The organism is Pontibacter virosus (assembly GCF_003096355.1).
Lineage (GTDB): Bacteria > Bacteroidota > Bacteroidia > Cytophagales > Hymenobacteraceae > Pontibacter > Pontibacter virosus.
In genome coordinates this window covers 273,754-282,824 of sequence record NZ_QEKI01000005.1, presented here as the reverse complement: position 1 = coordinate 282,824, position 9,071 = coordinate 273,754, and the positions used below count along the sequence as shown (strand labels likewise).

Annotated in this window: 6 protein-coding genes; 4 read left to right on the top strand and 2 right to left on the bottom strand. The window is 50.2% G+C overall.

The features are described from left to right. The coding region (locus tag C8E01_RS21630) for a PA14 domain-containing protein (protein WP_116543253.1) at positions 1-1,197 on the top strand (1,197 nt) is incomplete at its 5' end. A 169-nt stretch (positions 1,198-1,366) separates the two neighbouring features. Here C8E01_RS21630 and C8E01_RS10215 read toward each other — a convergent pair. Together C8E01_RS10215 and C8E01_RS10210 are read right to left on the bottom strand one after the other, a co-directional pair. Further along, complete coding sequence (locus C8E01_RS10215) at positions 1,367-1,843, bottom strand: hypothetical protein (protein ID WP_133242752.1); 477 nt, start codon at positions 1,841-1,843, stop codon at positions 1,367-1,369. 349 nt (positions 1,844-2,192) lie between these two features. Further along, the gene (locus C8E01_RS10210; protein WP_116543251.1) at positions 2,193-4,544 is read right to left on the bottom strand and encodes a LamG-like jellyroll fold domain-containing protein; all 2,352 of its coding nucleotides are present in this window, start codon (positions 4,542-4,544) and stop codon (positions 2,193-2,195) included. A 604-nt stretch (positions 4,545-5,148) separates the two neighbouring features. On the opposite strand from C8E01_RS10210, the gene C8E01_RS10205 reads away from it, so the two are divergent. The 3 genes from C8E01_RS10205 to C8E01_RS10195 all read left to right on the top strand — a co-directional run bounded on the left by C8E01_RS10205 (position 5,149) and on the right by C8E01_RS10195 (position 9,061). Further along, entirely contained in the window at positions 5,149-6,627 is a 1,479-nt protein-coding gene (locus tag C8E01_RS10205) for an MBOAT family O-acyltransferase (protein WP_116543250.1), read from the top strand. Then, the gene (locus C8E01_RS10200) at positions 6,628-7,752 is read left to right on the top strand and encodes an alginate O-acetyltransferase AlgX-related protein (RefSeq protein ID WP_116543249.1); all 1,125 of its coding nucleotides are present in this window, start codon (positions 6,628-6,630) and stop codon (positions 7,750-7,752) included. 61 nt (positions 7,753-7,813) lie between these two features. Beyond that, positions 7,814-9,061, top strand: coding sequence for a glycosyltransferase family 61 protein (locus C8E01_RS10195; RefSeq protein WP_116543248.1), 1,248 nt, complete (start codon positions 7,814-7,816; stop codon positions 9,059-9,061). Positions 9,062-9,071: the final 10 nt, after the last annotated feature.

Here is a 9,071-nt window from a genome sequence, read left to right as displayed (position 1 = left end):
GGCCAGGGCAACAACTACGGCCAGCGCATCCGCGGCTACGTGACCGCCCCTGCCTCAGGCCAGTACACCTTCTGGATCGCGGCCGACGACGTGGCCGAGCTGTACCTGAGCTCTTCGGAGGACCCTGCCAAGAAGACGCGCATCGCCCTTTCTAGCAGCTGGACCAACCCGCGCGAGTGGACCAAGAACGCCAGCCAGCAGTCTGCCAAGATCACCCTGGAGGCCGGCAAGCGCTACTACATCGAGGCGCTGATGCTGCAGGGCGGCGGCGGCGACAACCTGGCCGTGGGCTGGCAATTGCCGGATGGCTCCATGGAGCGTCCGATCGCTGGAAACAGACTGTCTGAACTAGGAAGCACTGCTCCTGTTGCTACTGCTACTACCACTACTACGACAACTTCAACGCCAGTAGGTAAGATCACACGTGATTTCTGGTCTAACGTACACGGTACAACAGTAAGCGTGATACCTGTGAACACGAAGCCAGCTTCTACTTCTGAACTGAATTCATTTGAAGCACCAACAGGCCAGGGCAACAACTACGGCCAGCGCATCCGCGGCTACGTGACCGCCCCTGCCTCAGGCCAGTACACCTTCTGGATCGCGGCCGACGACGTGGCCGAGCTGTACCTGAGCTCTTCGGAGGACCCTGCCAAGAAGACGCGCATCGCCCTTTCTAGCAGCTGGACCAACCCGCGCGAGTGGACCAAGAACGCCAGCCAGCAGTCTGCCAAGATCACCCTGGAGGCCGGCAAGCGCTACTACATCGAGGCGCTGATGCTGCAGGGCGGCGGCGGCGACAACCTGGCCGTGGGCTGGCAATTGCCGGATGGCTCCATGGAGCGTCCGATCGCTGGAAACAGATTGTCACCTATCGAGTCACTTACTGCTTCTTCTTCGTCAGCACTTACTGCTGAGACAACTGATACTAACATCAGCTTCGAGAAAGTAAGCGCTTATCCTAACCCTTTCAACGACGTGGTAACACTCGACCTGGGTAAAGAAGAGATCAAGCTGCAGGAAGTTGTTATCCTGGACCAGGCTGGTACAGTGGTATACAAAGAAGAGAACCTGAAGGTAGAGAACAACAAGCTGGTGATGAACCTGGCTGCTAGCGGACTTAGAGCGGGACTGTACTTCCTGAAGTACACAGACAACGCCGGTAAGAGCGCTACAATCAAGTTGATCAAAGAGTAAGTGTCAATAAAAGATTTCTCTCCCAGTATTTTAATTGAGGGACAGAAATAATAGGATCCAAGGATTGGCCAACGCCAACCGGATATAAAAAAAGCGGTGCAGGAGTTTCCTGCACCGCTTTTTTGTTTTCTGTCAGCACTGCCGGAGCAGGCTGAGAATGGCGTCTATACTACCTCTTACGAACGAATTTCCAGGTGTACACACCTTTCTGAGAGGTTGTTTTTTCATTATCTGGTGCTTCTTCTGGGAAACCGGCATATTGCTTTTCTTCTACCCAGGTCATATCTGAATCTGAAATTGAACTAACAGTATACTTTCCCCTATCAGCACCCCGCTGCAACTCAATTACAGTAGAATCGTCAGGGTCTGGAAAACTGTAATTCATTACTTCTGGATTACTTCCTGGCGCTGTAACGGTCAACTGTTTGCCGTTAAAGCTAAAGGTTGTCTGATACTGAACTGAGTCTGTGTACATGACTTCATTTTGATCTGAATAGTACACTCTTTTAATCTGTGTGTTTGTCCAGTCGCCACGCATCTTTGCATCAATTTCTGAAACCGGTGGCTCTAGCTTTTCATCTTCGTCATCACCACAAGAAGTGAGAACGAGGGCAAAAAAAAGTGGTAATAGGAGTAACTTTTTCATAAAGAAATAAGATTTAGATAAGTAAAGGCAAATTAATTTAGGTAATCGAATATTAGTATATTGTAGAATTTTTGATGCATTTTCAGACATAGTACGAACTATGTATTGTAGGGTTTATCAAAAATTTCACAAATGCAATACTAGTTTTTGAAGTCACTGTTATTCATTACGTTACGAAAATTTTAAAAGTTTAACCAAGGCTGTATACCTTCTATTATCTTTAAGCGCCTGGACTGCAAGGCAGCGCACCAGTTTTATAATGATCATACAGTATTCATATCTGAGTACTAGAGAAACACCAATGGCCTGGTTCAGGCTATACCTCTTTTGTGCTACCGGATCAATTGAATTAACGGGCAACCACCAGCTTACGGTTGAGTGTTTTGTTACTGCCAGCTACTGTCAGATTATAGATACCGGGTTTTAAAGATACTCCTACTGGCAGGGTCAGGTATAGCTCACCAAACTCATCGGTACGTACCTGCTGGCGAAGCACCTGCCTGCCGGAAGCGTCCGTTACCATAAATGTCACTTCCTCGCTCTCTTTCAAATTGGCAACTTCGATGGTTACCTCATCCCCCCCTGCAGCCGGATTCGGATATACTCTAAAAGAGGATGCGGAAGGAGAGCCGTCTTGTACTAATATGACATTTGAGTAGGTAGCGGTACCATCCAGGCGAACCAACCGAAGTCTATAATAACCCTGTTCCTTGAGTGGTGTATCATCCGTGAAAGTATAGTCGATGGCGGCTGTTGTGGTGCCAGAAGCTTTTACCTGTCCAATGGCTGCGAAATTCTCGCCATCTTCGGATCGCTCTATCTCGAAGAAGTCTGTATCAAGCTCGTAAAGCGTTCTCCAATCTAGAACTACGACTTTCTGGTTGAAGCCTTCCCCGTTTACATAGCGTCCTTTAAAACTCACGATCTCTGTCAGGCTATTGTATACCACGGTGAAGCGCTCTCTAATCTCTTCTGGTGAAAGAGCTCTTCCAAAGAGCTTCACTTCGTCCATGTCACCCTCGTAGTGGTAACTGTTAAGCATGCTCGCATCAAAGTAACCAATGTTGACGGGCGACCTGCTGCTAAACCCAAATTCATGAGCGAAGCTGCCGGATGCAATCTCCACACCATCCACATACAGCCTGGTAGCCCCGGAACCACCGTCCCGCACCGCCACGAGCTGATGCCAGGCTCCGTCGTTAAGCTTAGGTCCGGCGGAACCTACGAAATTGCCCTTAAACTCGATGTCAGGCAGGTAAAAAGCTGCTTTTCGGTCTTTGTCGAGTCCCAGCCACCACTGCGACGGCGAGTCTGTGGCATGGCGCCCTATCAACACCTGGTTCTGAGCCTCGCTGCTGCCATCTTTGGTTTCGGTGCGGAGCCAAAGCTCAATTGTAAACGTCTCTTTCGCTTTCCAATCGAAGTTCGGGCTGCCGATTACGTCAAGACCCGTGTCCCGTCCATTGAATCGTTGTCCTCCTCCTACGGCTCCTTTCACAGAAGCAGGGCGGCTTCTGGCCTCTGCAACGGCATCTATCGGCGTATACACGTCCCGATAATTGGACCCTGAGGTCTCGTTGAGCATCCAGTGATGCAATATGCCTATACCCTCTTCCGTGGCGGCTCTCACATTGACCTGAAAGCGTTGTGGGGCGCTCTCCCCCTGGCTATTGGTTGCTTTTACCTCTACCGCAAAATTTCCGGCAGCCTGCGGCACCCAGGAGATGAGACCCGTACCTGCGTTAATCGTCATGCCCGGAGGACCTGATATCAGAAGGTAACGGGGGGCAGGTTTGCCTGCCGCATTCACATCGTACTTGTATTGTTGGTTGACTGTGCCAAACGTAATAGGTTCTGACACAATCTCAGGCTTGATCTCTTCAGGCCCGCAGTAACTGCCTGCCCCGTGGTTATAACGGTCGCGAGCTTCCTGTTCCGACAAATTGTTGTTGTATACCAGTAATTCGTCAATTGTTCCATCAAAATAATATTTTGAGTCGATGTCAATATACCCGATGGTGACTGGACTGGAAGACTCCATGCTTCCGCGGTATTCCCTTGTTTCAGTCCTCCGGTCGTCTACCCGAAACCCATCCACATACAGTTTGGTGATCTGTGGGCCTCCCTCCCGGACTACCGCCAGGTGGTGCCACTTGCCATCAAACAGGTTGACAGCTTTAAGGTAATCCGTCATGGTGTGTGGATCACCGTAATTATCCTGCATATCAAAGACAGCGTAACCCTCTGGGTTTACGCCAAGCCACCACGCCGTTAAACCGTCACTGGATTTGCGTCCGACAATTACCTGATTAGAAGACTTGCGATTTACCTGCACCCATACCTCGATTGTGAAATTGCTGTTGGGTCCCCACTGGAAGTTTTTTATCTCACCGAATTGCAGCCCAGTGCCTGATCCGGTGAAGCGCTGCGCTCCTCCAAAGCGACTGGCGGTGGGTTCGGGACAGGCTGTACAAGTGGCGCTAGCTCCAGTCACGAAATCGGTATAACTGCCGGCCACTTTTTCGTCTAACCCGAAGTGATGCACCAAGCCGGGAGGGCAGGCAGTCTGGGCTAGTGCCCCTCCCTGGCTCGCTAAGCTAAGTAGTACGCCAAGTGCGGTAACAAAGGCCGCTTTGCGCTTGTGGCCGATTAGGTATATATTGAGGTATCTGGTAATGTACCTGAAGGTGGTTGCTATCATATAAACTCACTAAGTATCTGTATCACGGCATTTGATCAATGCTCGCTACGTTCTATAGGGTTGTATCGTGGTATATATATTAGAGCTGAACAGCTGCTGTCCTAAGCAAAGTGCTAGTTCACAACATCGCCTGTCCTTTACGAAGAGTATAGGGTTACTGTTGTATTAGAGTACAATAATATTACGCCGCAGCGGCTCAGATGTTCGACTTTGTGGCATACTTAAATTGTGCACAAAACCGCTGCCCCGAAAGGAGCTGGCAGAGCGGGATTTAGTGGCCGAGCCATTGCCAGCGCACATCCGGTAACACAACATACCTGTGGCATCATCGGGCGCGCATCTTACAGATAGACCGGACAGGTGCAATTTCTTCAGATTAGAAACAGCCAATTCGGATTAGATACGTATAGAGAGCAGCACAATAATACCGGTGTACCTATACAACTAGAAAAATATATACTGAATTCCTAAACCTTTTGGCCTTACTCTTAATATAATAAAGAAAACGGCTCCCGGTTTTGCCCTGGCGCAGGATGTGACCAGACGAAATTTACCATATGGCATGGGACTCTACGCTTCTCTCGATCAATAACAGCGTCTGCATATGCTTTTCAACTCTACTGAATTTTTCATATTCTTCCCGGTAGTAGTTACGCTCTACTTTTTAACGCCCCCGAACCGCAGATGGCTTATTCTGCTGCTGGCCAGCTATTACTTTTATGCCTCGTGGAAGCCGGCCTATACCTTGATCCTGGTTGGGTCTACACTGGTTGACTATTTCTGCGGCCGTGCCATGGGCAGGTATAGCGACGAGGAAAAACACAAACGCAAGCCTTATCTCTGGCTTTCACTGTTTTCTAACCTGAGCATACTCGGCCTATTCAAGTATTACAATTTCTTTAACGAAAGCGCACGGGATGCAGCATCGGTCCTGAACATGGATTATGCTGTGCCGGCTTTTGAACTGCTGCTACCGATGGGTATTTCCTTCTATACCTTCCAGACTATGAGCTACTCGATTGACGTGTACCATGGACGCATCAGGGCGGAACGGCACCTGGGCGTGTTTGCGCTGTTCGTAACTTTTTTCCCGCAGCTGGTAGCGGGACCGATCGAACGGGCGGGCAACCTGTTGGGGCAGCTCAAGGCCCATCACGAGTTTAGCTACGAGCGCATCGTGGGCGGTTTGCGTCGCATGGGCTGGGGTTTTTTCAAGAAGATCATGATCGCGGATAACCTGGCCCTGATGGTCAACCAGGTATACAACAACCCGACTGACTACGAGGGCATTACGCTGATCATCGCCACCATCTTTTTCGCCTTCCAGATCTACTGCGACTTCTCGGGCTACTCGGATATTGCCATCGGGGCGGCGCAGGTGATGGGCTTCCGGCTGATGGAGAACTTCCGCAGGCCGTATTACTCCAAGAGCATTTCCGAGTTCTGGAGCCGCTGGCATATATCGCTCTCGTCCTGGTTCCGCGACTACCTCTACATTCCGCTGGGCGGCAACCGGGTGGTAAAGTGGCGCTGGTACTACAATTTGTTCATTACGTTTCTGGTGAGCGGCCTGTGGCACGGTGCTAACTGGACGTTTGTGGTATGGGGTGCGCTGCACGGCTTTTACCTGGTGTTTGCAATCGTCACCACCAGGCAGCGCGACGGCATTGCCAAATTGCTTGGCCTCAGCAGCCGTCCGCTGTTGTACAAGTGGGTGCAGGTGCTGAGCGTGTTTGCGCTGGTGCTTTTCTCCTGGGTGTTTTTCAGGGCAAACTCCATCGGGGAGGCTTTTTACATCCTGCAGAGCAGCGTGACAGGTATAGGTAACATCCGGCTGCTACTGGCGGGTATAGACCTGCAGCATATTCTGTTCATGGACCAGGGCTTTAAAGTATTTGCCGTGTCTGTTATCTCGATCCTGATCATGGAGACGGTCCACCTCATACAGCGCCATGGAAGTGTATCGCAGCTAATTAGCCAAAAACCTGCCGTGGTGCGTTGGGGACTGTATTACGCAGCCATTGTTGCGGTACTGCTCTTCGGACAGTTTGGCCACCAGGAGTTCATTTATTTTCAGTTCTAAATGAAACAGAAAACGAAAACCAAAGAGGTGAAAAGGCTCTTCAGGAAACTGACGCTGCTTGTAATGCCCTTTGTGCTTTGGCCCTTTGTTGAAGCCGTTGTGTTACCCATGAACTTCTTTACCTTCAGGATCTGGGAGACCATCTCAGTGAACAGCGTACGTCTGCTGTCGGGGCCCTTTTACCCGAACATGCACCTGCGCATGGAGGAGGAAGGCGAACTGGCTCCCCGTACCCTCTATGCCGAGAAAAAGCAGGTGGAATGGTACACAGATCCCTATGGCTACCGCAACCGTGATACCAAGGCCGAGGTGCTGCTGATTGGAGACTCCAATATTACAGGCGCCAAACTATCGCAGGAAGAAACGCTGGCCGAAGTGCTGGAAAAACAGCTGGGTAAAGAGGTATATTCCTTTGCCCCCGCCACGGTCAACCGTTTTCTGGGCACCAGGCGCTTTGAGGAGCATCCGCCAGAGGTCGTGGTGGTATCTAGTATTGAGCGCCGTATACCTGAACTACCTGCCGTGGGCGCCACAGGTATAGGCAACAAGCTCCGCGACCGGACAGGCGCCATCATCAACTCTTCCAAAATGCTGACCTGGCTGGCCGTGACGGCAGACCGCATTTCGAAATTCGCGTTCTACCACCGTACGCTGGCGAACATCGAACGGAAGTTTGGCAAAAAAGAATACATCAATTACCAAAGTGAATTTTTTATGGAAGGCGAGTATGCCAACCGAACCTTCAGCGACCAAGAAATAGACCAGATAGCCGATGTGTTGGAAGGTTACAAACACGCGTTGGCAGAACGAGGCATCCCCTTTGTGTTCATGCCCATACCTAACAAAGAAAATATTTACCACCAGCTGTTACCCTCGGGACGTAAACCGGACTTTCTACCCCGTCTGCTGGCTGCGCTTGAAAAAAGAGGTGTAAAGGTGGTAGATACGCAGAAAACATTCGAACACTTATACCTTCATGAAAAAAAGAAACTCTATCCTGCCGATGACGGGCACTGGAATAACACGGCGGTAGCTGCCGCTGCCCAACTACTGGCGCAACATTTGCATCAAGTAGAGGATAGCACAGAAAATAACACCCGGCATCTGGTAAAACAGCTGGATTGATGGTGTAACACAGCCAAATTTGAATAACAAACGTATAGCAATTATTACCCACCAGATATATATGAAACCAAAGGTATTTTACGATAAATCTACCAATCGTCTGAAAAAGATACTTGGGCGTATCATCCCCCATAACACCCGTTTCAGACCTAGCGGCGTATGCCACATCAATACCAAAACCAATAACGAAACTGTCTGTGCCCAATCCGAAGTGAGGGTGCACAGCATATACCCAAACCTGACCACCCCGCTTGAGATATCAGAGGACCTCTACATAGCCTGCTCCGATTATTGGAAGCCCATGCGAAGCGTAACCACCGACTATGTGGTGGTAGAGGTGCCAAATGGCCGTGTCTATACCGATAATGAGAGCAGTGTGGCGATCATGTCGCAGCAGAACCGCATCATCGAGAACGTATCGCTTAGCTTAACGGAGGGAAAAGCCACCAGCGCGGACCAGAACAATATTTTTAACCAGAGTTATTTCCAGGCCCCGACCCGCTTCCAGGGCACCGTGTTCAGCATGCTGACCGGTGGTGCAGGACTCAACAACATTGGCCACTGGTTTCTGGATGTGCTGCCCCGCCTTCACCTGCTCCGCGAAAGTGGCCTGTACAACGAAGTAGATTGGTTTCTGGTGCCCAACACACGCTACAGCTATCAAACCGAAACTCTTGAGTTACTGGGTATACCTGCTGAGAAGATCATCACCTCAGTTGAGTACCATCACCTCACCGCCGACCGCATTATCGCCTCCACCGCACCACGCGGCAATCATACCCTGGTACCACGCTGGCTGGGCCAGTATATTCGTAATTCCTTCCTGCCCCTGGTGCAACATGAAGTTTTGCCGGCATCTGAGCGCGTACCCTACTTATACATCAGTCGCAGCGATTCGGCTATGCGCAACGTGCTGAACGAAAAGGAATTGCTGGAGGCCCTGGAAGCTTATAAGTTCAAGTCGATCGTTTCCAGTAAATACAGCATTCTGGAGAAAATCAGGATGTTCTCACAAGCCAAAGTGGTTGTATCAGCCACAGGTGCCGGATTGATCAGCATGCTCTTCTGCAAGCCGGGCACCAAGATCATCGAGATCTTTCACGAAGGATTTGTCATCGAACCATTCTATGATATTGCCACTAAAATTGACCTGGACTACGACTACATCATCTGCAAAGGCGAAAAACCGGTGCACAATGCGGATGAAGGCCAGCGCCAGCACTTATTCGTTGATACCGACCAGGTGGTGGAGATACTTGAGAAAATGCGAAAGAATACTGGAAAAAAGAGTAGCGTGGAAGCAGTTTAGCGCCTGCTTC

Excerpts from the sequence above, each read along its gene's own strand:
- C8E01_RS10215 (WP_133242752.1), bottom strand. The coding sequence starts at position 1,843 with ATGAAAAAGTTACTCCTATTACCACTTTTTTTTGCCCTCGTTCTCACT.
- C8E01_RS10210 (WP_116543251.1), bottom strand. The coding sequence starts at position 4,544 with ATGATAGCAACCACCTTCAGGTACATTACCAGATACCTCAATATATAC.
- C8E01_RS10205 (WP_116543250.1), top strand. The coding sequence starts at position 5,149 with ATGCTTTTCAACTCTACTGAATTTTTCATATTCTTCCCGGTAGTAGTT.
- C8E01_RS10200 (WP_116543249.1), top strand. The coding sequence starts at position 6,628 with ATGAAACAGAAAACGAAAACCAAAGAGGTGAAAAGGCTCTTCAGGAAA.
- C8E01_RS10195 (WP_116543248.1), top strand. The coding sequence starts at position 7,814 with ATGAAACCAAAGGTATTTTACGATAAATCTACCAATCGTCTGAAAAAG.